Source organism: Corynebacterium sp. H113, from assembly GCF_037572315.1.
Classification (GTDB): Bacteria; Actinomycetota; Actinomycetes; order Mycobacteriales; family Mycobacteriaceae; genus Corynebacterium.
In genome coordinates this window covers 179,085-202,339 of the sequence record NZ_JBBHKZ010000001.1, presented here as the reverse complement: position 1 = coordinate 202,339, position 23,255 = coordinate 179,085, and the positions used below count along the sequence as shown (strand labels likewise).

General features: G+C 58.2%; 21 protein-coding genes and 5 tRNA genes. 9 read left to right on the top strand and 17 right to left on the bottom strand.

The window, feature by feature from the left end; all coding sequences use genetic code 11:
* The first annotated feature begins 76 nt into the window (after window positions 1-76).
* A complete protein-coding gene (locus tag WG938_RS00915) occupies window positions 77-1,333 on the top strand; it encodes an HNH endonuclease signature motif containing protein (protein ID WP_339976624.1) in 1,257 nt (418 codons plus the stop codon).
* Here the strand turns inward: WG938_RS00915 and WG938_RS00910 are convergent.
* The 6 genes from WG938_RS00910 to WG938_RS00885 all read right to left on the bottom strand — a co-directional run bounded on the left by WG938_RS00910 (window position 1,317) and on the right by WG938_RS00885 (window position 7,266).
* Entirely contained in the window at window positions 1,317-2,666 is a 1,350-nt protein-coding gene (locus WG938_RS00910; RefSeq protein ID WP_339976622.1) for a tRNA guanosine(34) transglycosylase Tgt, read from the bottom strand. The two genes, WG938_RS00915 and WG938_RS00910, sit on opposite strands and share 17 nt — an antisense overlap.
* A gap of 36 nt (window positions 2,667-2,702) precedes the next feature.
* The gene (locus WG938_RS00905) at window positions 2,703-5,627 is read right to left on the bottom strand and encodes an MMPL family transporter (RefSeq protein WP_339976620.1); all 2,925 of its coding nucleotides are present in this window, start codon (window positions 5,625-5,627) and stop codon (window positions 2,703-2,705) included.
* Between the two features lie 159 nt (window positions 5,628-5,786).
* Window positions 5,787-5,877: transfer RNA gene (locus WG938_RS00900), tRNA-Ser, on the bottom strand.
* Between the two features lie 54 nt (window positions 5,878-5,931).
* On the bottom strand, window positions 5,932-6,120 hold the full coding sequence (locus tag WG938_RS00895) for a CsbD family protein (protein ID WP_339976618.1): 189 nt from the start codon (window positions 6,118-6,120) through the stop codon (window positions 5,932-5,934).
* A 131-nt stretch (window positions 6,121-6,251) separates the two neighbouring features.
* Window positions 6,252-6,752: a tRNA adenosine(34) deaminase TadA gene (gene tadA, locus WG938_RS00890; RefSeq protein ID WP_339976616.1), complete on the bottom strand. Its 501-nt coding sequence runs from the start codon at window positions 6,750-6,752 to the stop codon at window positions 6,252-6,254.
* Window positions 6,742-7,266 (bottom strand): tRNA adenosine deaminase-associated protein, encoded by a 525-nt coding sequence (locus tag WG938_RS00885; RefSeq protein ID WP_339976614.1) that lies wholly within the window; start codon window positions 7,264-7,266, stop codon window positions 6,742-6,744. The genes tadA and WG938_RS00885 overlap by 11 nt, the downstream gene beginning before the upstream one ends.
* Window positions 7,267-7,305: 39 nt before the next feature.
* Between WG938_RS00885 and WG938_RS00880 the strand changes: the two genes are divergently transcribed.
* Both WG938_RS00880 and WG938_RS00875 read left to right on the top strand, forming a co-directional pair.
* Complete coding sequence (locus WG938_RS00880; protein ID WP_339976612.1) at window positions 7,306-8,310, top strand: prephenate dehydrogenase; 1,005 nt, start codon at window positions 7,306-7,308, stop codon at window positions 8,308-8,310.
* A gap of 87 nt (window positions 8,311-8,397) precedes the next feature.
* On the top strand, window positions 8,398-9,357 hold the full coding sequence (locus WG938_RS00875) for a diaminopimelate dehydrogenase (RefSeq protein ID WP_339976610.1): 960 nt from the start codon (window positions 8,398-8,400) through the stop codon (window positions 9,355-9,357).
* An 88-nt stretch (window positions 9,358-9,445) separates the two neighbouring features.
* On the opposite strand, the gene WG938_RS00870 is transcribed toward WG938_RS00875, so the two are convergent.
* The 7 genes from WG938_RS00870 to WG938_RS00840 all read right to left on the bottom strand — a co-directional run bounded on the left by WG938_RS00870 (window position 9,446) and on the right by WG938_RS00840 (window position 14,880).
* Window positions 9,446-9,521 (bottom strand) — tRNA-Arg (locus WG938_RS00870).
* 76 nt (window positions 9,522-9,597) lie between these two features.
* Window positions 9,598-10,227, bottom strand: coding sequence for an ABC transporter ATP-binding protein (locus WG938_RS00865; RefSeq protein WP_339976608.1), 630 nt, complete (start codon window positions 10,225-10,227; stop codon window positions 9,598-9,600).
* A gap of 2 nt (window positions 10,228-10,229) precedes the next feature.
* The gene (locus WG938_RS00860) at window positions 10,230-11,876 is read right to left on the bottom strand and encodes an ABC transporter permease subunit (RefSeq protein WP_339976606.1); all 1,647 of its coding nucleotides are present in this window, start codon (window positions 11,874-11,876) and stop codon (window positions 10,230-10,232) included.
* On the bottom strand, window positions 11,869-12,819 hold the full coding sequence (locus tag WG938_RS00855; RefSeq protein ID WP_339976748.1) for an ABC transporter permease: 951 nt from the start codon (window positions 12,817-12,819) through the stop codon (window positions 11,869-11,871). The genes WG938_RS00860 and WG938_RS00855 overlap by 8 nt, the downstream gene beginning before the upstream one ends.
* Before the next feature lie 51 nt (window positions 12,820-12,870).
* A complete protein-coding gene (locus tag WG938_RS00850; RefSeq protein ID WP_339976604.1) occupies window positions 12,871-14,490 on the bottom strand; it encodes an ABC transporter substrate-binding protein in 1,620 nt (539 codons plus the stop codon).
* A gap of 223 nt (window positions 14,491-14,713) precedes the next feature.
* Window positions 14,714-14,789 (bottom strand) — tRNA-Arg (locus WG938_RS00845).
* Between the two features lies 1 nt (window position 14,790).
* Window positions 14,791-14,880: transfer RNA gene (locus tag WG938_RS00840), tRNA-Ser, on the bottom strand.
* A gap of 122 nt (window positions 14,881-15,002) precedes the next feature.
* On the opposite strand from WG938_RS00840, the gene hisC reads away from it, so the two are divergent.
* Entirely contained in the window at window positions 15,003-16,142 is a 1,140-nt protein-coding gene (gene hisC, locus WG938_RS00835; RefSeq protein ID WP_339976602.1) for a histidinol-phosphate transaminase, read from the top strand.
* On the opposite strand, the gene WG938_RS00830 is transcribed toward hisC, so the two are convergent.
* Both WG938_RS00830 and WG938_RS00825 read right to left on the bottom strand, forming a co-directional pair.
* On the bottom strand, window positions 16,139-16,846 hold the full coding sequence (locus WG938_RS00830) for a hypothetical protein (RefSeq protein WP_339976600.1): 708 nt from the start codon (window positions 16,844-16,846) through the stop codon (window positions 16,139-16,141). The genes hisC and WG938_RS00830 overlap by 4 nt on opposite strands.
* A gap of 108 nt (window positions 16,847-16,954) precedes the next feature.
* A complete protein-coding gene (locus tag WG938_RS00825; protein WP_339976598.1) occupies window positions 16,955-17,191 on the bottom strand; it encodes a hypothetical protein in 237 nt (78 codons plus the stop codon).
* Window positions 17,192-17,576: 385 nt separating this feature from the next.
* Between WG938_RS00825 and WG938_RS00820 the strand changes: the two genes are divergently transcribed.
* The gene (locus tag WG938_RS00820) at window positions 17,577-17,900 is read left to right on the top strand and encodes a hypothetical protein (RefSeq protein ID WP_339976596.1); all 324 of its coding nucleotides are present in this window, start codon (window positions 17,577-17,579) and stop codon (window positions 17,898-17,900) included.
* A 4-nt stretch (window positions 17,901-17,904) separates the two neighbouring features.
* On the opposite strand, the gene WG938_RS00815 is transcribed toward WG938_RS00820, so the two are convergent.
* Window positions 17,905-17,991: transfer RNA gene (locus WG938_RS00815), tRNA-Ser, on the bottom strand.
* 103 nt (window positions 17,992-18,094) lie between these two features.
* Between WG938_RS00815 and WG938_RS00810 the strand changes: the two genes are divergently transcribed.
* Window positions 18,095-19,069, top strand: coding sequence for an NAD(P)H-quinone oxidoreductase (locus tag WG938_RS00810; RefSeq protein ID WP_339976594.1), 975 nt, complete (start codon window positions 18,095-18,097; stop codon window positions 19,067-19,069).
* A gap of 11 nt (window positions 19,070-19,080) precedes the next feature.
* On the opposite strand, the gene WG938_RS00805 is transcribed toward WG938_RS00810, so the two are convergent.
* Window positions 19,081-20,370 carry an aminotransferase class V-fold PLP-dependent enzyme gene (locus tag WG938_RS00805; protein WP_339976592.1) on the bottom strand — a complete coding sequence of 430 codons (1,290 nt, stop codon included), beginning with the start codon at window positions 20,368-20,370 and terminating at the stop codon, window positions 19,081-19,083.
* Between the two features lie 195 nt (window positions 20,371-20,565).
* On the opposite strand from WG938_RS00805, the gene wzm reads away from it, so the two are divergent.
* The 3 genes from wzm to glfT1 are packed head-to-tail and all read left to right on the top strand — an operon-like array spanning window position 20,566 to window position 23,250.
* Window positions 20,566-21,417, top strand: a complete 852-nt coding sequence (gene wzm / locus WG938_RS00800; protein ID WP_339976746.1) for a galactan export ABC transporter permease subunit Wzm/RfbD — start codon at window positions 20,566-20,568, stop codon at window positions 21,415-21,417.
* 46 nt (window positions 21,418-21,463) lie between these two features.
* Complete coding sequence (gene wzt, locus WG938_RS00795) at window positions 21,464-22,261, top strand: galactan export ABC transporter ATP-binding subunit Wzt/RfbE (protein ID WP_339976590.1); 798 nt, start codon at window positions 21,464-21,466, stop codon at window positions 22,259-22,261.
* Window positions 22,262-22,281: 20 nt separating this feature from the next.
* On the top strand, window positions 22,282-23,250 hold the full coding sequence (gene glfT1, locus WG938_RS00790) for a galactofuranosyltransferase GlfT1 (RefSeq protein ID WP_339976588.1): 969 nt from the start codon (window positions 22,282-22,284) through the stop codon (window positions 23,248-23,250).
* Window positions 23,251-23,255: the final 5 nt, after the last annotated feature.

Genomic DNA, 23,255 nt, shown 5'->3' with positions numbered 1-23,255 from the left:
AAACATTTGCATACCTTATCGAAAGCATGTACGATAAAACGTGTAAGGATGCATTGGTTTCTAGGGGGAAGTAACCATGTCACCGCTCAACTCAACCGGCTACGACGATTCACCGTCTTGGTCACATCAACGCCCGGACGATCCACTATCTGCACTTTCGCGTGCTGCCAACATCGCTGATTTCAAGCTTGCACTCGCATGCACACCTGCGCTGCACGCGGATGTCGAGAATCACGCAGCGCGGCTTTCGGTTCGACTGGGTCTAAGTCGCGGTCAGTGCCTCATGCTTTGCGACGTCGGGTTGATGCTCAACCGCATGCCAAAGCTGGCCGCCTTTGCGGAATCTTCTGAGGCCGTTCCGCTGCGCTATTTGTCCATTATTGCGAATGGCACAGCCGCTATCGAGGACGGCCAAATGCCTGGAATCGAACGCCATATTCTCGATCTACTCAAGCCTCGTCGTCATCAACAAGGTTTCATCGGTCCTCGCACTCTCGCTCGAAAAGTCGGAGACATCGTCGTTGAGTACGACAATCGCGCACGCAACGATGGCACCACCGTTCCGCCGCCTTCGTCCGAGGCACTGACATGCGAAGATGCTGGAGATGGCCAGCATTGTTTCCTTAGCGGTCTCCTAGAACGCGACCGCGCGACAGAGCTTTTCGCCGCAATCAAAGTCGTAAAAGCTCAGGAGATTGCCCAAGGCCGTGAATGCACGATCCCAGACGCGTTAATGCATATCGTTCGCGGAAATGTCGATGCTCAAGTCGTTATCAACGTGTACCGACACGAAAACGGTGGGCCTGCTTACCTAGATGGCGCTGGTTGGCTCAACGATGTCGCGACGCAGGAATGGATTGACCGCGCAACTCATATCCGACTGTCCGGAGACAGTTGTGCACAGTCATACAGCCCAACAGCCGCGCAGCTAGCACGGGTGCGTGGCCGTGATGGCACCTGCAGGTTTCCAGGATGCGACGTACCTGCTCAACAGTGCGACATAGACCATATCGCGCCATACAACCACGACGATCCTGCCAAAGGTGGCCCGACTGACACAGGCAATCTGCACTGCCTCTGCAGAAAGCACCACAATCTGAAGACCCACAAGTTATGGGATGTCACCAGCCACGCGGATCACACAGAAACGTGGGCATCACATGACGGAATCACCGCCCGAAGCATCCCATCAGGTCCGCTCGCGGGCATCGGGAGGCAAACCTTCGACCAGCGAGCCACTAGAAAGACCGCGACAATCCGCCGAAGATTCGTCGAATGGATAATCTCCGAGTTCTCCGACGCAGCGCCCCAACCAGCTACTTCTCCGCCGTAGCTCGCCCACCATTGGCGTAATAGCGACCGAGGAATTCATCTCGGTACTCGTGGAAGCGGTCTTCCATAATCGACTGACGAATGTTGTCCACCAGCGACACCATGAAGTACACGTTGTGAATCGTGCACAACGTGCCCGCCAGGTACTCCTTCGCCTTCAGCAAATGGTGCAAATACGCACGCGAGAAATTCAGCGTTGTGTACGACGCGACCTCAGCGTCGATCGGGCGGAAATCCGTCTTGAAACGAGCATTCGTCAAAGTCATACGCCCATCAAGCGTGTACACGCCACCACGGCGAGCAAGACGGGTCGGCGCCACACAGTCAAACGTGTCCGCACCATTTTCCACGGCAGCGAAAATATCGTCAGGCTCGGAAATGCCCAGCATGTGGCGAGGGCGATCCTCCGGCAACTCGTCCGTCACCCAACCACAAATCTCACCCAAGCGCTGCTTCTCAATGGCACCACCAATGCCATAACCATGAAAACCAAGCTTGCCCTCAGTCTCGAACTCCTCAGACAGCGACACCAAACCGCGCGCCGCCTGCCTACGCAAATCCTCATACTGAGCGCCCTGCACCACACCGAACAGCTGCTGCAGCGGCTTCTCCCCCGCGCCCAAGTAGGAGGCCTTGGCGACGAAGTCGTCGTAACGCTCCCGCGACACCCACATGGAAGCATTCGGAACAAAACCGGGAACCTGGTTGCGCTCCTCGGTCAGCGCATTATGAGCCTCCAAGCAGCGACGAGCCCAACGATGCGTACGCTCGACCGACGACTCCTGGTAGGAACGAGTGTTCATCAGAGTGGTGAGCTCATCGAACGCGAACATGATGTCGGCGCCCAGATTGTGCTGAATGCGCATCGACACTTCGGGAGTGAACCGGTGCATCGAGCCATCAATGAAAGAACGAAAATTCACGCCATCTTCATCAACGAACGCATTGCGCTCCTTGCCCGGCGCGACAACGTCATCGTTCTGCAGGCCGGTCACGTCCATGGCGAGGGTCTTCTTGAAACCAGCTCCCAAGCTCATGACCTGGAAGCCACCCGAATCGGTATACGTCGGCCCGCGCCAATTCGAGAATGCGGTCAGACCACCGGCGGCGTCGACAATTTCATCGCCGGGCTGCAAATACAAGTGATACGCATTCGACAGAATCGCCTGCGCGCGCGTGCCACGAATCTGCTCCGGCGTCAGCGTCTTTACCGTCGCCTTCGTACCCACAGGAATGAACGCCGGGGTCTGCACCTCACCATGCGGAGTCGTGATAACACCCGCACGCCCTCGCGCACCCTCGATCTGCTTTACGACGTCAAACCCTGCAGACATCTCGTCCCTTCGATAGTTGGTAAAACTCAGTGAAGCTTATTCCGCGTCGTCGCTTGGATCCCACACGGCCCGACGACGTCGCGGACCCTTCAACTCAGTGCCTTCACGACGAGCCAGCTCAGCAACGGAAATTCGCTTGCGTGGTGGATCTTGTGGCTTCGAAATCGTTCCCGACGCACCGGCTACACCGGACACCAGCGAAGAACGCTTCTTCATGCCCTTAGGCAGTTTGCCGGATGCATATGCCGCAGCATCAAGCTTCACCGGCTCTTCTGCCTCTGGCTCTTCTGGCTCGACAGCCTTTTCCGCGTCAGCCTTCTTCTTCGCCAGCAACGCGGCAATGCCGCCAGCACCCGCGACACCAGTCGCGTTTACTTCAGGTTCTGGAAGCGGAGCGCCGGTCTTCGAAGCAATCAGCTCATCGACGCCAATCTGCTCCTGAGCCTTCTTCTCCCGCTTCGACAGCTTTTGCTTCTTCGGCTTCTTCATCTTCCGAGCAGTACCAATCGCCGCACCGCCGGCACCAGCACCCGCAGCCTCGCGTTCCTGTTCGGCGCGCCCAGCCTTAACGAGTTCGTCGATACGCCCCTCGAGGGCAGCACCTTCGACATCGACCGTCGGCAAGATGCGGTCAAACCACTTTGGCAACCACCAGACGGAACGGCCAAGCAAGAACATCGACGCAGGGATGAGGGTCATGCGGACGACGAAAGCGTCGAAAAGCACAGCCGCACCCAGTGCAAAACCGAAGACCTTCACGAACGCCAAGGGCTGACCGATGAACGCAATGAAGACGGAGATCATGATGATCGCGGCGGCCGTCACCACGCGCGCGCCCAGTGAGAATCCCTCGACAACCGACTCTTCGACCGCGGTGTAGCGCGAACCCGGAGTTGGCTTGCCCTTGTTGTGCGTAAAGTGCTCGCGCATACGCGACACGAGGAATACCTGGTAGTCCATGGCGAGGCCGAACGTCACGCCAATCATGAAGATTGGGATGAACGACACCAGTGGACCCGGAGTCGCCACCATTCCCCACAGGCCTTCCTGGAACACCAGCACCGTCACGCCGAACGCCGCAGCCACCGACAGCAAGAAGCCCAGTCCAGCAGTCAACGGCACCATGAAGGATCGGAAAACGAGCAGCAACAGTACGATCGCCAGACCAACCACTACCGACAAATAGATCGGCATGGCCTGACCGAGGCGGTCCGTAATGTCGATTTCAATCGGCACCAGACCGGTCACGCCCGTCTCCAGACCGGTGCTCGACTTCAGCTGATTCTGCTGCGCACGCACGGCGTTCATCAGCTGCTTCGTCGCGGGATCGAGGGGGCCGGACGATGGTGTCATCACCATCTTCACCCCCGTGCCGTCCTTATTCATGCCGACGAGCTGCACATGCTCCACACCGACATTTGCCTTCAGCTGATCCAACGCGTAGCTATACGACGCCTTCCGTGCAGCATCTTCCTTCGGCATCTGCGGATCCGCCGCCATGATCGTGTCGATCAGTGGCTGAAGAGCCGGGGCTTCCGGATTCACGTTGTCGGCATCTGCGACAATAATCAGCTGCGAATTTCGACCAGGCCCGAAGCCCTCCTCGGCCATAGTGATGGCCTTGCGGTTCGTCGAATCAAACTCAGCCGTCGAGTCCGATGGCAACGCCAATGACAGATTCATTGCGGGCACAGCCAAAGCCAACAACAAGCCAACCGACCCGACCAAGAACAGTCCAGGAACCTTGTGAATCAGCTCAACCCAACGACGCCCCATCGTCTTGCCAGCAAACAGCGGACGACGACCACCCTTGAATGGATTACCCGCGATGCCAGGCACTTTGAGAGCGAAAATCTTGTCGCCAAACAACGCCATCAATGCAGGCAGCAGCGTCAGCGACACCAGCACTGCCACGAACACAGTGAACGCCGCAGAAATACCCATCAACGACAGGAATGGAATTTTCGCAATAACCAGCGCCGCCAGCGCCACAATTACCGTCAGACCAGCGAACACAACTGACGAACCAGCCGTGCCCGTCGCCATGCCCACGGCATCAGCCCTGGTCATACCTCGCGCTCGTTCGGCTCTATAGCGCGACAGAATAAATAGCGCGTAGTCGATGCCCACGGCCAGGCCAATCATGACGGCAAGCACCGGAGTAATGGAGTTGACATCGGTGAACCGCGTCGACAAGACCACTGCGAGCGAACCAATGATGATGCCCACTACAGCCGTCAACAACGGCAAACCAGCGGCAGCGATCGAACCGAATGTAATAATCAGAACAATAAACGCCACCGACAGGCCGATAACCTCAGACGTCGCCTGCACCGCCACCGGAGCCTGCATGCCCGGACCCATCGCTTCGACCTTCAGACCGGCATCGCGGCCCTTTTGCATCGCTGCTTCGAGGGCAGCATGATTTTCCGGCTCAATATCTGCCGGCACCAACACATCGAAAGTAAACGTTGAGATGCCGTAGCGACCGTCGTCGGAAAGCGTTCTCAGAGCGTAAGCGTCTTGCTTTGCGACGTCCTCTGGCAAGCCGGAACTCGTACCTGCTTCAATGACTTTCTCCTGGAGACCCTTGTTGAGGGTCACCGGATTCACGAGCTGGAGAACATCATCTTTCTGGCCGACGTCCTCTTTAATGGAGGAGACGACGGCATCCATCGCCTCCATATTCTGTGGCTCTTCAAGCTTCTGCCCCTCCGGAGCCTCGAACACCACATAAACCATTTGCTGACGAATGGGGTTTGGCTCGTCGGGGAACTTCTTCTCGATCATTTTCGACGCAATCGCTGACGGCATGCCAGGAATGGAGAACTGATCCATGAAGCCCTTTTGCAGCGTGGCGGCCGAGCCACCAATGCCAGCAACAATAAGAACCCACGCTACGATCACCGTCCATTTATGCAGGTAGGACCACCTGCCAAGGTTGAACAGGGCCTTAGCCATCTTCTGGAATTCCCTTCAAGCGATTACAATCCCGCGATTTTTCGCATACTAAACATTCCAACAGTAACACGGGCTACCCAATGTGAATATTGTGACTAGTGTGATTAGTCTACGCATACAAAAAACCTCCCACCCGCACGAATGCGAATGAGAGGTTAATGGCGGTGGCGGAGGGATTTGAACCCTCGGTACGGGGTTACCGCACAAAGCATTTCGAGTGCTTCACCTTCGGCCGCTCGGACACGCCACCGCCGAGAAACGTTACCGAAGCTATGTACTAACTAACAAATCAGCAGGTCAGGAACTACTTGTCGCTGAACTTGCCCAGGGTCTCGGTTGCCTTGTCCTTTGCGTCTTCGACACCCTGCTTCATATCAGCCTTGGCCTGGTCGCCCTTGCCCTCGTTCTCGAGGTTCTTGTTGCCAGTAGCTGCGCCAGTCTGTTCCTTCGCCTTACCAGCGAACTCTTCTGCCTTATTACCGAAATTACTCATTGTCGATCACCTTCCATGGCTTTCGTAGTGGTGCTATCCACGGTAAACGCATCGACCCCACACAATCCACAAAAAGCACGAGTTGTTAAACGACTTTCATCAGACCGTAACCAAGCGGTGACTGCTAATACCTACCGTTTGCCTCGGAAGAAGGCGGGAAGCAATCCGGCACATTCATCGGCAAGCACTCCCCCGCGCACTTGCGGAGCAAATACATGCGCTGGTTCGCGAATCACATCCACGAGCGACCCACACGCGCCCGTCTTCGCCGACCATGCGCCAAACACCACTCGCCCGACCCGCGACATCACGGCTGCGCCAGCGCACATCACGCACGGTTCAAGCGTCACCACTAACGTGCAGTCTTCGAGTCGCCACCCGTCGCCGAGTACTTTCGCCGCCCTCTGCAACGCGAGAACTTCTGCGTGCGCCATCGGGTCGGCATCTGCTTCACGACGATTCGTTGCCTCAGCAATAATCTCCCCATCAGGACCAACAACGATTGCTCCGACCGGAACATCACCAGCTGGCGTGCGGTTAGCTACGTCGATGGCGAGGCGCATCCACTCTTCATCGCGGATATCGGCGAGTGGCCGTGGCAGGACTGTCTCTGCCGTCGGATCAGTAGTCATCCATACCTGTCACCTCGGCCAACTGGTCCGCGCAGCCAAGTTCCTCAGCGATCGAGTACAGCTGCTCGGAGGCCCACAGAGACTGATCGTCACAGATAACTGACAGCACGTCCTCGGGAACTCCCAAGTCAGCGAGGATTTCCAAGTCACCTTCGGCCCACGAGTCCACATCGTCCAGATCATCTTCATCAATGTCTGGAATGTCCTCGTCCAACTCATCGAAAACATCTGCAGCAATGTCATCAGTCACCGCCGCCGTCGCGTCCGACAGCAACACACGCGATGCTCCGGGGACGGGACGAACAAGAATGAAGTAGTCATCGTCGATATTCAACATGCCGAAGGAAGCATGCTCGCTGCGGAGTCGTCGCAAAGCAGAAACAGCATCCGCCAGAGAATCCAGGGCATCGTCGCCCAAGTCGCGGACCGCCCAACCGTCATCGCCGAGGATGAGCGCGACGGCAAAAGAACGATCATCGTTGGGGTCATTCGACCCGGAATAGCTGGTGCTCATAGCCCCCAACGGTAGTCGGCATGTGACACACTTGTCACTGTGACTACGCAACTTACCTCCACCCCTATTTGCATCTTAGGTCTCGGGCTCATTGGTGGGTCGATGCTGCGCGATCTTAAAGACGCGGGTCACCCGGCATTCGGCTGGAATCGCTCGTCGGAAACTGTCGATGCCGCAGTGTCCGAAGGCTACGATGCTTCCGCTGATTTGGATGCCACATTGCAGCGCGCCCAGGACGAAAAGGCGCTGATCGTCATTGGTACGCCGATGACCGTCGTCGGTCGAATGCTCGACGCTATCGCGGAGCACGCGCCGGATTGTGGCATTACTGATGTGGTCAGCGTCAAGACTGCGGTCCTCGATGCCGTCCGCGAACACAACATGCAATACCGCTATGTCGGCGCTCATCCCATGGCTGGCAGCGCGAAGTCCGGCTGGGATGCGACTGTGACTGGTCTTTTCTACGGCGCCCCCTGGGTTATCACCTACGATCTCGCCGAAGAAATGGCAGAAGATGACATCGACGCTGAGCTTCCCGAGTCATGGCTGCAGACGTTCCGCGACGTGGTGTCCCTCGGCACTCGGCTCGGCAGCGAAATTGTGCCTGCGCGGTCGCTTGCGCATGATCGGGCCGTCGCAAAGATCTCACACATGCCACACCTCGTGGCATACGCAGTAGCGGTGACTGGAGATGCGGGAGGTCAACTGCCGATGTCGCTGGCCGCGGGATCATTCCGCGACGGCACGCGGGTAGCGGCGGCTGAGCCTGACATGGTGCTGTCGTGGTGTGACAACAATGTCGAGCCGGTACTCGGCGCACTCGACGAAGTCATCGAGCTGCTGACCGATGCTCGAACTGAACTCACCACAGACGGCACTGCCACGCGACTGTCGCAGGCCGGCTTTGATGCCCGCACTCGCTTCGAAGCACGCTCCGGAATGCGCCCAGTCATTAGAGTTTCGCTTAACGACGACAACTGGCTTGACCAGCTCCGTCACGCAGAGAGCATCGGCGGGCGCATTGATGTGTTTGAAAATACATAGCGCTAAACCGACCTATTTGGTGCTGCACTATTGATATTCAACGGTTCTAGGCAGTAGAAAAAGAACCGAGAGAAAGGACTCTTCTTTATGATTCGTTCCGCAATTATCGGATACGGCAACCTCGGCAAGAGCGTCGAGAAGGTCATCGCAGACCAGCCGGACATGGAGCTCGTAGGCATCTTTTCCCGCCGCGACTCACTCGATACCGATGCGCGTGTATTGTCAGCCGCGGACGTCGAGAAGTACAAGGAAGAAGTAGACATTCTCTTTGTATGCCTGGGCTCCGCAACTGACGTGCCAGAGCAGGCGCCGGAACTGGCGAAGCACTACACCACAGTTGATACCTACGATAATCACCACGAAATCCCAGCCCATCGCGCAGCAATGGACGCTGCAGCGCGCGAGGGTGGCAACCTGGCCATGATCTCGACCGGTTGGGATCCAGGATTCTTCTCCCTCAACCGTGTACTTGGCACCGCTGTGCTGCCAGGTGCAGATCAGATGACCTTCTGGGGACCAGGTTTGTCGCAGGGCCACTCGGATGCGGTACGTCGCGTGCCGGGAGTCAAGAAGGGCGTTCAGTACACGAAGCCAAACCCGGAGGCAATGGAAGCCGTCAAGCGAGGCGAGGGCGCAGATCTAAAGGGCAACGAGTGCCACCTGCGTCACTGCTACGTGGTTGCCGAGGATCCAGCGATGGAAGACTCCATCCGCGAAACCATCGTGAACATGCCTGACTACTTCGCACCTTACGAAACGGTCGTCGACTTCATCTCGGAAGAGGAGTTCGACCGTGACCACCAGGGCATGCCACACGGCGGCCAGGTCATCACTCGTGGCAATGCTGGTACCTCCGGCCACGTCATCGAATTCGGCCTGACCCTGGAGCGCAACCCGGACTTCACTGCTGCTGTGCAGGTCGCATATGGTCGTGCTGCATACCGCATGAAGGAAGCTGGCGAAGTTGGTGCACGCACCGTCTTCGAGGTCGCCCCTTACCTGCTGTCCGCTGAGCCTCTCGACGACTTAATCGCGGGCAAGCTGTAATTGTCCGTCGGCTGAGCGCGCACTGCGCGCAGACAGCCCAGCCAACCAATACAAAAAGACCCGCACCGAAGTGCGGGTCTTTTTCATGTGGTGCGCCCGAAGGGATTCGAACCCCTAACCTTCTGATCCGTAGTCAGATGCTCTATCCGTTGAGCTACGGGCGCATGTTGTACTGGGCTCTCGCCCTTGCAACGAAATAGAACTCTACACTCAACCTGCTAGAACCAACAAATCCCCTGGTCAGTTACCTAAAAGCAACTCGCCATCCCGCAACTCGAACACCCGGTCCGCTACGGCTGCCAGCAATCGCCGGTCATGCGAAATGAAAAGAACCCCCGCCTCGGTGCGCAATGCTCTGATGACTGCCGCTGTCGTGATGGGATCCAACATCGACGTTGGCTCGTCGCACACAAGGTACTTCGGCTTCTGCACTAACGCTCTCGCGATCACGGCCCGCTGCAATTGACCGTCTGAGACGTCACTCGGCACCCGATCGAGCAGATCTTCCGTCAACAGGACTGATTCCGCTGCCGACTGTGCTTCCGACTGCACTCGCCCTTGATCCGATGCGATGAGCGCCGGCTCGGCGATGATTCGTCGCAAAGTCCAGCGCGGATTGCACGCTTCGCGGGGCGATTGGCCGATAAAAGCTACATCACGACGAGCCTCCCCCAAAGCCACACCGTCCACCGTCACCGCACCGGCGCGAGGCGTGATTCGACCAGTGAGAATGCGCCCAAGAGTGGTCTTGCCCGAACCCGACGGGCCTACGAGACCGACGATTTCGCCCGGCGCGACGCGCAGCATGATGTCGCGGAGCACCTCTCGACCAGCAAACGAGTGGGCAATATTGCGAGCACGCAGTCCCATGTTTATCCCCTCTCGAATCCATCTGTGATGCGCATGCCACCGCTCGGCAGCGCAGCCAGCAACGCCTGTGTGTATGGCGCCTGAGGGTGATGCAGTACATCCCCAGCGGGACCATGTTCCAGGATGTGCCCCTGCCTCATGACGCTCAGCTCATCGCACACACCTGCCTCTCGCACATCTTCGACATCATGAGTGATGAGAAGCACGGCGTATCCGTCGTCGGCTAGCTCGCGGAGCAGACCCAGGATTTCCCTGGTGAGCTGCGGATCCAGCGCAGATGTCGGCTCGTCCGCAACTAGCGTCGTGCGCCCAGTTGCCAGTGCCGCAGCAATCGCCGCTCGCTGCGCCATCCCGCCGGAAAGCTGGTGCGGGAACATCGTCGCCGCACTTGGCTCCAGGCGCACCTGTTCCAATAGCTTTACGACGTCCCCGTCCGTCGCGCTCCGCCCTGCAGCTCGGAGAATCTCGGCAAGCTGCGGACCTAGGCGACGTACCGGAGTGAAGGACAACGCCGGAGCCTGGGGGATGAGAGCGGCAGATCGTGCAGCGGGGTTTCGCTGGCCTGCGACGATAATGTCGCCACTGACCTTGGCCTGCGGTGGTACCAGACCACACAACGCCCGACCCAGTGTGGACTTACCGGAGCCGGAGCCACCGATGAGACCGTGGACAGTGCCGGGAGTGATGTTGAGTGTCGCATTGACGACGGCAGGAATGGTGCGGTGCTTGTCGGACGTAATGGTGATCGACAGATTAGTGACGCCAGAATCGCGGTCAGTAAATGAGACTGTGGGAAGGTCGGCGCTGGCTCTCGGTGCCGGCATGTCGGGGCGCGAACTACCTAGTAGTACCTCCTTCGGCACTACCGCCACCAAAGACAACGACGCAGCTAGAAGTGCGATTCCCGGCACGACCAGCACCCACCAAGCACCGAGCATGATGTCCGCGCGAGCCTGATCCAGCAACGTGCCCAACGAAGGGAAAACCGGTTGCAGACCCAAACCCAGGAAAGACAGTGCTGACTCATGCCACACCGCATGAGGTACCAGCATAAGAACGGCAATAACCGCCTGTCCCATCGCGGATGGGAGGAGGTGATTGGTTAGGACCCATCGTCGTGAAGCACCCGCACCATACGATGCAGCGACGTATTCAGACTCGCGTGCAGTCAGTACTGTCGAACGGATGACGCGGGCAACCTGAGTCCAGTGCGTGATGGCGATAGAGATGATTAGCGCGGTGATCGAGCCACGAAAAAGCGCGACGATGACGACGGAGAGAATGAGGTGCGGGATGGAATTGACGGCATCGGTGAGACGCATCAAAGTGCGATCGACTGTGCCGCCAAATGTCGCGGCGAGAAGTCCGACAAGGAGCCCGATTGCTGTTGCAGCCAGCGCTGATACCACTCCAATGAGAAGGGAAACACGCAGGCCGAGGGCCGTGCGAGTCCACAAATCGAAGCCGTAGTGGTCGGTTCCAGCGATGAATTCCCTGCTCGGAGCGTGTAGGGCGCGCGAGAAGTCTGCCGTCGGAGCTGGCCACACCAGGGGCACCAACAGTGCAAATGTGACCACGGCAAGCAACGGGACAAACCGCCACCAACGCAGTTCTTGGCGGGAGGACGGGGCTCGGGTGGAATCAGACATCGGTCACCCTCGGATCCACGAACTTATACGCGACATCGGCGAGGAGTGAACCGACCATGACCAGTACAGTTGTCAGCACCGTGGTGACGGCAAGTAATGGAAAGTCAACGGTACGCGCAGCTTCGATGGTCGCTTCGGCGATACCGGGCCAGGCGAAAACAGCTTCTACAATCACCGTGCCGACGACAAGCTCCGACAGCCGGCCACCAATAAGAGTCACTAACGGCATCAGGGACCTCGGCATAATGTGCAAAGCCAATACCCGGCGAGACGACAAGCCACGCGCATAGGCCGCTTCCACTGCCGGCGACTGCGTCGCCTCCGCCGTCGCTTGACGAACCGCCAACAACGGCCACGGCAATTGGGTAAGCGCCAACACAACTGCAGGCCCTATCAGGTACGGCCCGATCGTAGACATCGTTGGGTCATATCCAATCGGCGCAGCACCACCCGCAGGAATGACCTGCATAATCACTGCAAAAACCATGAGCACGGCGAGTGAATACACAAACGATGGAGTCGCACTTAGGAATACCGACAGCCCGATGCACAACTTATCGACGACCCCGCCCGGTCGTCGTCCCGCAAACACACCAAGGGCGATCGCTAGAACAACAGTGATTGCAATGCCGGTGGCAGACAGCAGCAGGGTCCACGGCAAACGCTCGGCTAGTACCTGCGCAACCGGACGGGTATAGGAACGGGAGTAGCCGAGGTCGCCAGTCAACACACCTGCGCACCAGTCCCACCAGTGCTGATACCACGCCTTATCGAGTCCAAGAGCAGCTTCTAGGCTGTCACGCTCGGCAGTAGACATGGCAGTCGTGTGTGCACCTGCGTAACTCTGTAACGGGTTAAACGGCGACAATGCTGCCAGTGCAAAGATGACAAATGACACCACGATGCTGATGAGGGCAATGGCGACGAGTCGCCACGCGATCATGGGCGCGAGGCCGCGCAGGTTATCGCGATCGCGAAGGGCCGCTTTCACGCGCTACTGCTTCCACTGCCCAAGGTTCCACCACGGGCCCCAGGTGGCGCTATGCAGATGAGGCTCCAGCACCGCTGAGCCTTGGTCCCACGTGTTTTCCTGTTCGAGATACACATGATCAGCGTAGGCAAGGAACACCGACGATGGGTTGTCCAGGTACAGCTCTTGAACGTCTCGGTAGGCCTGCGCACGCTCTTGCGGATCTTGTGCAGCACGAGCCTTGTCCAACGCTGCATCTAGTTCCGGTGAACCGTGATCGCCAGGGTTGTCGTACTCTGACGTGTCTTTCTGACGAGAATGCAACAAGTCGTAGACCAACAAATCCACATCGTACGGAGACGTACCGCCCGCTAACACGACCGCGACCTTGTCCATCTGTGGCGTGATCTCATCCCAATTGGATGCCTGAGGTGTGAACTTCACACCGGTTTTCTCCATTTGAGCTGCGAATTCCACGGCCATATCGCGACGCATCGTGTCATCCCCCACATACAGCAGTGGAATCTCGGCCTTTACCCCGTCCTTCGCACGGACCCCATCGGGGCCTTTGTGCCAGCCGGCGTCGTCGAGAAGCTTTTCAGCCTGAGCAACATCGTGCGCAAACACTGCGTCCGGATTGTGCGCGTCGCCATAGAACTCCGAGATGGGCTGCCCAATCGGTGTGCCGTGCCCAGCCATCGGGCCTGCGACCATTGCGTCACGATCCACCGCAAGATTCAGCGCACGACGCACCTCCGGAGCTCGCAAAAATGGCGTGTCCGGCAGCGAAATGGAGCGCCAATCAGCCGACGGCGTTGAGACCACCCGCAACCCCGGCTTATTCTCGTAATTCTTCGCCATCGACGGAGCGACGATCGCGCCACTGAGCTCGCCGGTAGCAACACGCTGCGCACGCGCCGCATCATCCGCGATCACGGCAACAACCACGTCCTTGATAGCGGGAGTGCCGGCCCAGTAATCCTCGCGGGCCGTAAACCGAGCCTCGTTCCCCGTGTGCTCCTTCAACACATACGGTCCCGTTCCCACCGGGCGCTGAGCAAGCGGCCCACTATCGACCGTCCCCTCCCCGACCAGCTCGGATGGTGCAATTCCGAGTGTTAGTCGCGCCGGAAAATTGCCATACGGGAGGTTCAGATGGAACGCCACAGTTTGCTTATCGACGACCTCGACATCTTCAATCACCGAATACAGGTGGGAAATTGCCGAGCCAGTGGAAGCGTCCCGGGCGACATCGTAGGTGGTTTTTACGTCGGCGGCATCGAATTCGGAGCCATCAGAAAAGGTCACATTGTCGCGAAGGGTGACGGTCCACGTCTTGCCATTCTCGCTGGGTTTCGGCGCTGTGTCAGCGAGTGCTGGTACCAGATTGGGGATGCTACCTGGACCGTTGGTCGGTTCCGGACGGAGCAGCCCGTCATAGACCATGCTGACCCCGGATTCACTGTGACCGAAAGCTGGGTGGTAATTCTCGTCTGAATAGCCACCCGACAGAGTGAGCCGGGTTGGGTAGTCGCCACCATTGTGCGCGGATGTAGCGTTTCCTGTTCCACAAGCTGCCAAGGCCACGCCGGCAAGGATCGCTGTCCCTGCCATAGCCAGATGCCGAGCCGACAGCCGATTCATTGAAAATACCCTGCTTCCCAGGACCTGTGACGACCTTATTGCGAACACCAAATACCCCTCAAAGTTATCACTTTAATGGGGTAGCCCCAACAGTGTTAGCTTCTGCGAATGTACGCATATAGGCAGGTCAGAGCTGGCAAGTCAGCGCTTGTGCACGAAACTGTCGCCCCAGATCAACCGACCAGCAAAAAAGACCCGCACCGAAGTGCGGGTCTTTCCTATTTGGTGCGCCCGAAGGGATTCGAACCCCTAACCTTCTGATCCGTAGTCAGATGCTCTATCCGTTGAGCTACGGGCGCGTGGCGGAGGCGAGAGGATTCGAACCTCCGGCCCGCTAACGCGAGCAACTCCTTAGCAGGGAGCCCCATTCGGCCACTCTGGCACGCCTCCGCGAGAACCAGTCCACAAAGACCAATTCATCTCCCGGAAGTTTACATAACCAATCGACGAAAGGGCAAAACAGCTGCTACCACTGCTATCGCGGTCAACAGGCAAGCGCTAAAGTTATCTCCATGACTTCGCCAGATGCCCAGAACACTGCACCGCATATTCGCCCGGACCTCGACGCTATCGCGGCCTATGTCCCGGGCAAGACAGTTCCTGGTGCACTCAAGCTTGCATCGAACGAAATGGCCCACGCGCCGCTTCCCCAGGTCACTGATGCCATCGCGCAGACCATTAGCACCCCGGAGACAAGCATCAATCGCTACCCAGACATGGGCACTGTTGCGCTGCGCAATGAGCTTGCTTCCCATCTCGGTCTCCCCGCCGACAACATCACCATCGGCTGTGGTTCCTCAGCGCTGTGTCTCCAGCTTGTGCAGATAACTGCTGGCCCTGGCGATGAAGTGATTTTCCCATGGCGCAGTTTCGAGGCGTACCCGATCCTCACGCGCATCACTGGCGCCACCCCGGTTGCTATCCCGCTGAACAGCGAGTTCCGCAATGATCTCGACGCGATGGTCGATGCGATCACCGAACACACTCGCCTGATTTTCGTCTGCAACCCGAACAACCCGACCGGCACCACGGTGACGCGCGAAGAGTTCGAGTCCTTCATGGCGAGGGTGCCCGCACACATCGTGGTCGCACTCGACGAGGCTTACATCGAGCTTGCCGACGACACCACCCGAGGCACGATGCTGCATTCGGAGGAGATCGTCGCAAAGTATCCGAATCTGGTTGGCCTGCGGACGTTTTCGAAGGTGTACGGGCTCGCTGGGCTCCGCGTGGGGTACGCGTTTGGCGATACGCGGGTGATCGAGGCGCTGAATAAGGTGTGTATTCCGTTTTCGGTGAACACGTTGGCGCAGGTCGCGGCGACGGAATCGCTGCGCGCGGGCGACGAGTTGCGCGAGCGTATCGCGAGCGTGCAGGAGCAGCGAGTGCGGGTCACCACTGCGATTAACGTCGCTGCCGGTGCAGAAATTGTGGTGCCGGATTCGCAGGCGAACTTCGTATGGATCCCAGAGGAGCGTGTGGCTTCCCTGGGCGCTGCGCTTGGCGACGATCGCCTTCAGACCAGCGTCGACCTCGCTGCTGCATTGGCAGACAAGAAGGTACTGGTTCGCTGCTTCGCGGGCGAAGGCGTGCGCATCACGGTGACGACCGCCGAGGAATCTGACCAGCTGCTGGCTGCGTTGGGCGTTTAAACGATGTGCACGACAGCGTTTCGACCGCCGGTGCACGTCACAACATCGCCGTCATCAGTGCAGGTCATGGTGTAATTCAGGCCGGTTGTTGGACTGTAGGCATTGACGGTGCCTTCCAGCTCACCTGAGTCGAGGTACTTGTCGACGACCGCGTCGCGCACATTCGACACAAAACCACAGGTTGTGGTGCTGGTTCCAGCGAAGTAGAGGTTGAGATCTCCAGGGTCGCCACTGCCACCACACTTTGTCCAGCCTGCAGGCTGTGTCCAGTTTTGGGCGCGTGCTGGGGCTTCTTCGGTGGTCTCTTCGGCAGCGCCGTCGTTGTTATCGCTGTTCGCACCCTTATTGGCATTGTTTGCGCCTTCGGCGAACTGCCCGGAATCGTTCGAACCGGAATCGGACATCATTGTGTATCCCAGGTAGCCACCCAGCGCGAGGACGATCACGCCCAAAATTGCAGCGATGACGATGAGCAGACTCGTGTTATCCCGCTTCTGCTTTTGTGGCTCTGGTTGCATGGGTGACATAGCCGGCATTGGCTGAGGCTGGGGTGGCGACTGTCGAAAAGGATTCTGCGGTTCCTGATTCCACCGAGAATCACTGGACCATGCCTGGTTGTTATCTACAGAAGTCTCCTCCGGATTCGAGCCACCGCCATAACTGCCATATCCGCCAAAACCATTGTTTTGCTCATTACCCGACATAGCGACAACTCCCCTTTGCAACCAGCACTTACGCTCCATTCAAGCGCAACTCCAGGATAATGCCAAAGCCGGATTACTATCTGGAGGGGAACTTCTTTAGGTGGGAACTTACTTTCGAAAGGCTGGCGCTCCCGAGTTATCCCATACACGGGGGAGGCCGTCGATAAGTGTCACTTCATCCTGCGAAAACACGTTGATTACCCCGTCCACCGGGCAGAACAATGCGACCGATGCGTCACTTTCGATGCGCGCGATAATGCCACGCACGAGTGGGCGAGGCTCCTCAAGCTGCCACTCGCCAGTAGCCCAGAAGCCTACGTGACTCTCGTTAATCGCGTTTTCCATGAGCGCGGACGATACCTACTTCCCCAACTAGAGTGCAAATAAAAAGTGCGAATAAAAAGGAACTTTTCCCATCGTCCCCGCATCTGATTACTGAGGAAAGGGGAAAAGTCGCGTGTATTCGTTAAAGAAGCTTCAGCGTCGCTTTCTGCACAGTGGTGAGGTGCAGATCGGCTACGGCCTCTCATGGTTTATAGCGGTGGCAGTGATATTACTTCTCGGAGTAGTCCTTTTGTACAAGGTGTACGAGGCATTCACTGAATATCCGATTAACGGGTTCACGGGCCCCGAAAAGGCTGCACTTTTGCGGACTTTCTTATTCATTTTGCCCTGTGGAATCGTTTGCCTTGTCACACCGTGGCTGACGCTATTGCCCCGCAATATCCGCATGAATCGCTTGATTGTCACGCGACAGGGCATCACAGTAGGAGGCATCTACGTCGCATGGGAGTACGTTACTGACGTGCAACGAGAGCACATCAAGTACCCGCGCCTCTTTCCCGAGTATCGCGCGAAGCTAGTGCTTGTCGACGAAGCGACTGCCCCACTAGCAGTCCAACACAACGGATCCAGACGAGGACGTACCATCGCCAAGGCAGCCAACGAAAGCCGCACCCTCATGATGCATTACCCGCTTCTAGCGGCAAGACCCAACACTCTGGTCAGCTTCCTCATGTGGGCACACAGGAATCGGTGCTGCGTTCCTGCATAAATTGCGGAAGTGGAGGGATTTGAACCCCCGGTCCGTTTCACGGGACGCTCGCTTTCAAGGCGAGTGCATTCGGCCGCTCTGCCACACTTCCTCATCGCTAAAGGCGACTTGCACATCATAACCAGCAAACGGGGTTTAAGAAAAACTGGCACAACGGCGATACACGACACCAATCGTCGTTAAGCTAGGGAAGCATGAAGGCTATCATCCAAAAAGATCTGGAAGACCCTCGTTCTCTCGAATGGTCCGACGCGCCAACCCCTGAACTGGCGGATGGTGAAGTCCTCGTCAAGGTGCGTGCGGCGGCCGTGAACCGCGCCGACATTCTGCAGGCACGTGGCTACTACCCACCCCCAAAGGGCACCACCGATATTTTGGGGCTGGAGTGCTCTGGCGTCATTGAAGAAGTCAAGGGCAATGTTCGTGGTTGGCAGGTCGGCGACGAAGTGTGCTGCCTGCTCTCCGGCGGCGGTTTCGCCGAGTACGCTGCCGTCCCAGCCGGTCAGCTGCTGCCACTGCCCGAAGGCTACGACTTCGAGCGTGCAGCTGCGATGCCAGAAGTCGCATGCACCGTGTTCTCAAATGTTGTGATGATCGCCGGCCTCAAGGAAGGTGACCTCTTCCTCGTCCATGGTGGTGCCGGTGGCATTGGCACGTTTGCCATTCAGATGGCAAAGGCTCTCGGCGCCCGCGTCGCCGTTACTGCGGGTTCCGCTGAAAAGCTGGAGACTTGCAAGGAGCTGGGCGCAGACATCCTGATCAACTACAAGGAAGACACCTTCGAAGAGATCATCGCTGCAGAAGGTGGCGCGAACGTCATCCTCGACATCATGGGCGCCAAGTACCTCGACCGAAACGTCAAGGCGCTGGCTCAGGATGGGCACCTCATCATCATTGGCATGCAGGGTGGTGTCAAGGGCGAGCTGAACATTGGTCGCCTGCTCTCCAAGCGTGGCTCTATCACCGCGACTGGCCTCCGCTACCGCGATGCGGACGACAAGGCGCACATCGTCGCCAATACCGAAGACACGGTGTGGCCATTGCTTGCCGACGGCTCCATTAAGGATTTCATCCACACCACGATGGATATCCGTGACGTAGCCAAGGCCCATGAGCTCCTGGACTCCGGAGCGGTCTCCGGAAAAATCGTGCTGACAGTACCTGTCTAACCAGGCAGGTCTTAGCCCAGCGAAGCGACGGCGCGGACCAACTGGTCGACGTCGTGAGGCGTGTTGAACGGCTGTAATCCCACAGCTACCGCACCGTCGGACTCGTCGAGTCCCATCGCTGCCATCAGTGGCGAATCGACAGAGTTCACGACGCTAGTGACCAAGCCGTTGTCCATTAGACGACGAACGACAGTTTTCGCCGGCACCCCGTAAACAATGAAGCTCAGACGCGGGATGCGCTGCACTTCGGTGTAGTCGAGGTCATCATCATCGGTATTGTCGTTCACACCAATAATGTGGACACGTGGCAGCAGCTCGAGCGAATCAATGAGACGGTCCGTCAGCTGCGACAAATAGCGCTCAACCTGCGGCATCGACTGCACAATCCGATGCCTACGGGTACCTCTCGCCAACCGATCCAGGTCCGCCAGGTGTCGCACCGATTCCGACACACCACCCAGCAGCGATGGCGATACCCGCGCAATTTCCAGGCGTTGTGGCCCCTGCACACTTTGCGACGCCCACATCGGTGTCATCCGCTCGAACATCGAGGGATCGCGGAATACAAGGGCAGAAACGTCGGGTCCACCCCACGCGGCGGCGTCGAGAAGCACAATGTCAGCGCCGAGCTTATCCATATCAATGATGCGGGAAGCTGCGTAAGCGGAAGCGTCGACAAGAACCCAGGCATCGCTGGATTCGTGAACCTGCTGGCAGATCTCAGCGACCGGTGCAACGGTGCCCACAAAAGGATCCGCAGCGGGCACAACTACGAGGCTCGTGTGCTCGTCGACCAAATCTCCGTACTGCCACTCTGGGACAGCACCGGTAGCCAAATCCGCTTCGGCAATGCGCAGCTCGGCCCCAAACATGTCGGCACCGCGACGGAATGGCAACTGCATGGTGACATCGCCCGTGCGCGTCACCACAATGTTTCTACCAATGGACATACGGCGACCGAAAGAATGCACGAAAGTGTGCACCAACATCTCGCGCGATGAACCGAGCACCACACAATTAAATGGAGCGCCCGCAACATCTGCGAACGCCCGGCGCGCCATCGCTTCAAACTGGCCTGCCGCGGTGGATCCGGCCTCCAAGGACCGGGAGTGAGAACCCGATGCTGCTTCACCGGGAAGCGACTTGGGAGCGGCACGGAAAGAGGTGGTCATTGCCGACAGGACGCGCTCTGGAACCTGAGCACGTTCACCTCCGTTGAGGTACGTCCAGCCGTCGGACAACGAGGAATAGAATCCTCGCGTTGTGGGCACATCAAATGCCATGACCACCCTTTCTGTCATCACTTAGAGCATCGAATCTGCTACCCCAACTGGGCCAGCAGGCAATGATGCCAGTACTGGATAGTATGCCCCGTTCGACACTCCACGGACACCTGCGGGTAGGGACTTAGCCACCCAGGCGGGTAGGTTAGGAGCGTGACTACACCAGAACATACAGGTCACCCGGTGGAAGATATACGGGCCGCGGTTGGCCGCATGATTGACCCCATGCCAGCGCAGAGCGCACCTCCTTCGAAGTCGCGTACCTTCGGTGCCGCCTGGAAGGATCTCGTCGTTGGTTTCGGCCAGCGCGAGTTGTGGTTGCAGCTCGGTTGGCAGGACATCAAACAACGCTACCGACGCTCGACTCTTGGCCCATTGTGGATCACCATTGCGACGGGCGCGATGGCACTGGCCTTGGGTTTGCTGTATTCACTGCTGTTCCAGCAGGAACTGTCATATTTCTTGCCCCACTTGACGGTGGGCTTGATCGTGTGGGGCTTCATCTCGGGCTGCATTAAAGATGGCTCGATGGTGTTCATTGAGAACGAAGGCCTCATCAAGCAGTTGCCGTCGGCCCTCAGTGTGCATGTCTATCGCCTGGTGTGGCGTCAACTGTTGTTCTTCGCCCACAACATGGTGATTTGGGCCATTCTGGTGGTGATTTTCCGGCCAAACCTGGGATGGCAGTTCCTTTTGGCCATTCCAGCGCTGATGCTCATCGTGCTCAACGGCGTGTGGGTCACCATGTTCTTCGGCATCATTGCCACCCGATATCGCGATGTCGCGCCACTGCTCGACTCGTTGATTCAGCTGGTGTTTTATATGACGCCTATCGTCTGGACGACCAAGACGCTCACGGAACAAGGTGGCGCTGTCGCAGAGCGCGCTCGGATCGCGGAGCTCAATCCGCTGTACCACTACCTCGAAATCGTCCGCGCTCCCCTGACCGGCGAACCACTCGCTGCCTACCACTGGTGGATTGTGTTGGCATGCACTGTCGCCGGGTTGGCCCTCGCTCTGCTCGCGATGCGTCAGTGGCGTTCGCGCGTCAGCTACTGGGTCTAGCCGAACTGCTTGGGTCTAGCCGAAGCTTTACCGCAAAGGAATTTTCATGGTCAGCATTGATACCTACAACGCATGCGTTGACTTCCCTATTTTTGATGCGAAGTCACGCTCTATGAAGAAGGCGTTTCTGGGGGCTGCCGGTGGCGCTATTGGTCGCAACGACTCCAATGTTGTTGTCGTCGAGGCGCTGAAAGACATCAACCTCCATCTCCGCGAGGGCGACCGCGTCGGCCTCGTCGGCCACAATGGCGCGGGTAAGTCCACCCTGTTGCGCCTGCTGTCGGGCATTTATGAGCCGACGCGCGGATCGTCGCAAGTCGTTGGTCGCGTGGCGCCTGTGTTCGATCTGGGCGTCGGCATGGACCCGGAGATTTCGGGCATGGAGAACATCATCATTCGTGGGTTGTTCCTCGGTCAGTCGCGCAAGCAAATGAAAGACAAGCTCGATGAGATCGCCGATTTCACGGAGCTCGGCGACTACCTCCACATGCCACTGCGCACCTACTCCACCGGTATGCGCGTGCGTTTGGCTCTCGGCGTGGTCACATCCATCGAACCGGAGATTTTGCTTCTCGACGAAGGCATCGGCGCAGTAGACGCAGCATTTATGGCAAAGGCCCGGGAGAAGCTCGTCAGCTTGGTGGAACGCGCTGGTTTGCTCGTGTTCGCGTCCCACTCGAATGATTTTTTGGCGCAGCTGTGTGACACCGCGCTGTGGGTGGACCACGGCCAGATTCGTCAGGCAGGCACGGTTGAAGAGATCGTCGAAGCATACGAAGGTAAGGAAGCGGCGGATCATGTTCGCCGTGCTCTCGAGAAGCGTCGTCGCGCTGAAAACAGCTGAGCTGTGGAAAGATAACTCACATGTCAGGACAGAATTCTCACCCTTTCGCGGATAGTCGGAAAACGGCGGCGGTCGTCGTCACGCATAACCGTCCGGAGGAGCTGAAAGGGTCGCTGGACATCGTGAACCGGCAGACTCACTTGCCGTCATGGTTGATTGTGGTCGACAATGGCGACGATCCGGCCGTGCGCGCGCATGTGGAGGGGCTGGCAGGCCCGAATGCTCCGGAGATTCATTACATCGGGTCCAAGACGAACCTGGGCGGTGCCGGTGGTTTTGCACTGGGCATGTTGACGGCGCTGACGCTTGGTGCGGACTGGATTTGGTGTGCGGATGACGACGGTCGCCCAGAAGGTCCTGAGGTTCTGGAAACCCTGCTTGATGCGGCGTACCGCCACCAGCTGGCGGAGGTGTCGCCGGTTGTGTGTGACATCGCAAACCCAGATCGCCTGGCATTCCCGCTGCGCCGTGGTGTGACCTGGCGTCGCAACCGCAGCGAATTGCTGGCAGACGGTGTCGATTCCGTCGATGCCAGCAACGAGATTCTCCCGGGCATCGCTTCCCTCTTTAACGGCGCGCTGTTTGCGGCGAAGGCTCTGGAGCGCCTCGGCGTTCCTGACTACCGCCTGTTCATCCGAGGCGACGAAGTCGAGTTCCACCGTCGCCTAGTCCGTTCCGGGTTGCCGTTTGGCACCTGCTTGACGACGGCCTACCTCCACCCATCCGGCTCCGAGGAGTTCAAGCCAATCCTGGGTGGCAAGATGCACACGCAGTACCCGAGCGACGATTTCAAGCGGTATTTCACGTACCGCAACCGTGGCTACCTCATGAGCCAGCCGGGCATGCGCAAGCTACTTCCACAGGAGTACGCACGCTTCGCGTGGTTCTTCCTCGTGCAGAAGCGCGACGTGAAGGGTTTCACCAACTGGCTGTCGCTGCATCGTCGCGGTCGTAACGAAAACTTCGAGAGGTTCCAGCCAAACCAGTAAACTTG

Bases quoted from the DNA above. Each gene is read 5' to 3' on its own strand.
- WG938_RS00915 (WP_339976624.1), top strand. From the start codon at position 77: ATGTCACCGCTCAACTCAACCGGCTACGACGATTCACCGTCTTGGTCA.
- WG938_RS00910 (WP_339976622.1), bottom strand. From the start codon at position 2,666: ATGTCTGCAGGGTTTGACGTCGTAAAGCAGATCGAGGGTGCGCGAGGG.
- WG938_RS00905 (WP_339976620.1), bottom strand. From the start codon at position 5,627: ATGGCTAAGGCCCTGTTCAACCTTGGCAGGTGGTCCTACCTGCATAAA.
- WG938_RS00895 (WP_339976618.1), bottom strand. From the start codon at position 6,120: ATGAGTAATTTCGGTAATAAGGCAGAAGAGTTCGCTGGTAAGGCGAAG.
- tadA (WP_339976616.1), bottom strand. From the start codon at position 6,752: ATGACTACTGATCCGACGGCAGAGACAGTCCTGCCACGGCCACTCGCC.
- WG938_RS00885 (WP_339976614.1), bottom strand. From the start codon at position 7,266: ATGAGCACCAGCTATTCCGGGTCGAATGACCCCAACGATGATCGTTCT.
- WG938_RS00875 (WP_339976610.1), top strand. From the start codon at position 8,398: ATGATTCGTTCCGCAATTATCGGATACGGCAACCTCGGCAAGAGCGTC.
- WG938_RS00865 (WP_339976608.1), bottom strand. From the start codon at position 10,227: ATGGGACTGCGTGCTCGCAATATTGCCCACTCGTTTGCTGGTCGAGAG.
- WG938_RS00860 (WP_339976606.1), bottom strand. From the start codon at position 11,876: ATGTCTGATTCCACCCGAGCCCCGTCCTCCCGCCAAGAACTGCGTTGG.
- WG938_RS00855 (WP_339976748.1), bottom strand. From the start codon at position 12,819: ATGATCGCGTGGCGACTCGTCGCCATTGCCCTCATCAGCATCGTGGTG.
- WG938_RS00850 (WP_339976604.1), bottom strand. From the start codon at position 14,490: ATGAATCGGCTGTCGGCTCGGCATCTGGCTATGGCAGGGACAGCGATC.
- hisC (WP_339976602.1), top strand. From the start codon at position 15,003: ATGACTTCGCCAGATGCCCAGAACACTGCACCGCATATTCGCCCGGAC.
- WG938_RS00830 (WP_339976600.1), bottom strand. From the start codon at position 16,846: ATGTCGGGTAATGAGCAAAACAATGGTTTTGGCGGATATGGCAGTTAT.
- WG938_RS00825 (WP_339976598.1), bottom strand. From the start codon at position 17,191: ATGGAAAACGCGATTAACGAGAGTCACGTAGGCTTCTGGGCTACTGGC.
- WG938_RS00820 (WP_339976596.1), top strand. From the start codon at position 17,577: ATGAATCGCTTGATTGTCACGCGACAGGGCATCACAGTAGGAGGCATC.
- WG938_RS00810 (WP_339976594.1), top strand. From the start codon at position 18,095: ATGAAGGCTATCATCCAAAAAGATCTGGAAGACCCTCGTTCTCTCGAA.
- WG938_RS00805 (WP_339976592.1), bottom strand. From the start codon at position 20,370: ATGACAGAAAGGGTGGTCATGGCATTTGATGTGCCCACAACGCGAGGA.
- wzm (WP_339976746.1), top strand. From the start codon at position 20,566: ATGATTGACCCCATGCCAGCGCAGAGCGCACCTCCTTCGAAGTCGCGT.
- wzt (WP_339976590.1), top strand. From the start codon at position 21,464: ATGGTCAGCATTGATACCTACAACGCATGCGTTGACTTCCCTATTTTT.
- glfT1 (WP_339976588.1), top strand. From the start codon at position 22,282: ATGTCAGGACAGAATTCTCACCCTTTCGCGGATAGTCGGAAAACGGCG.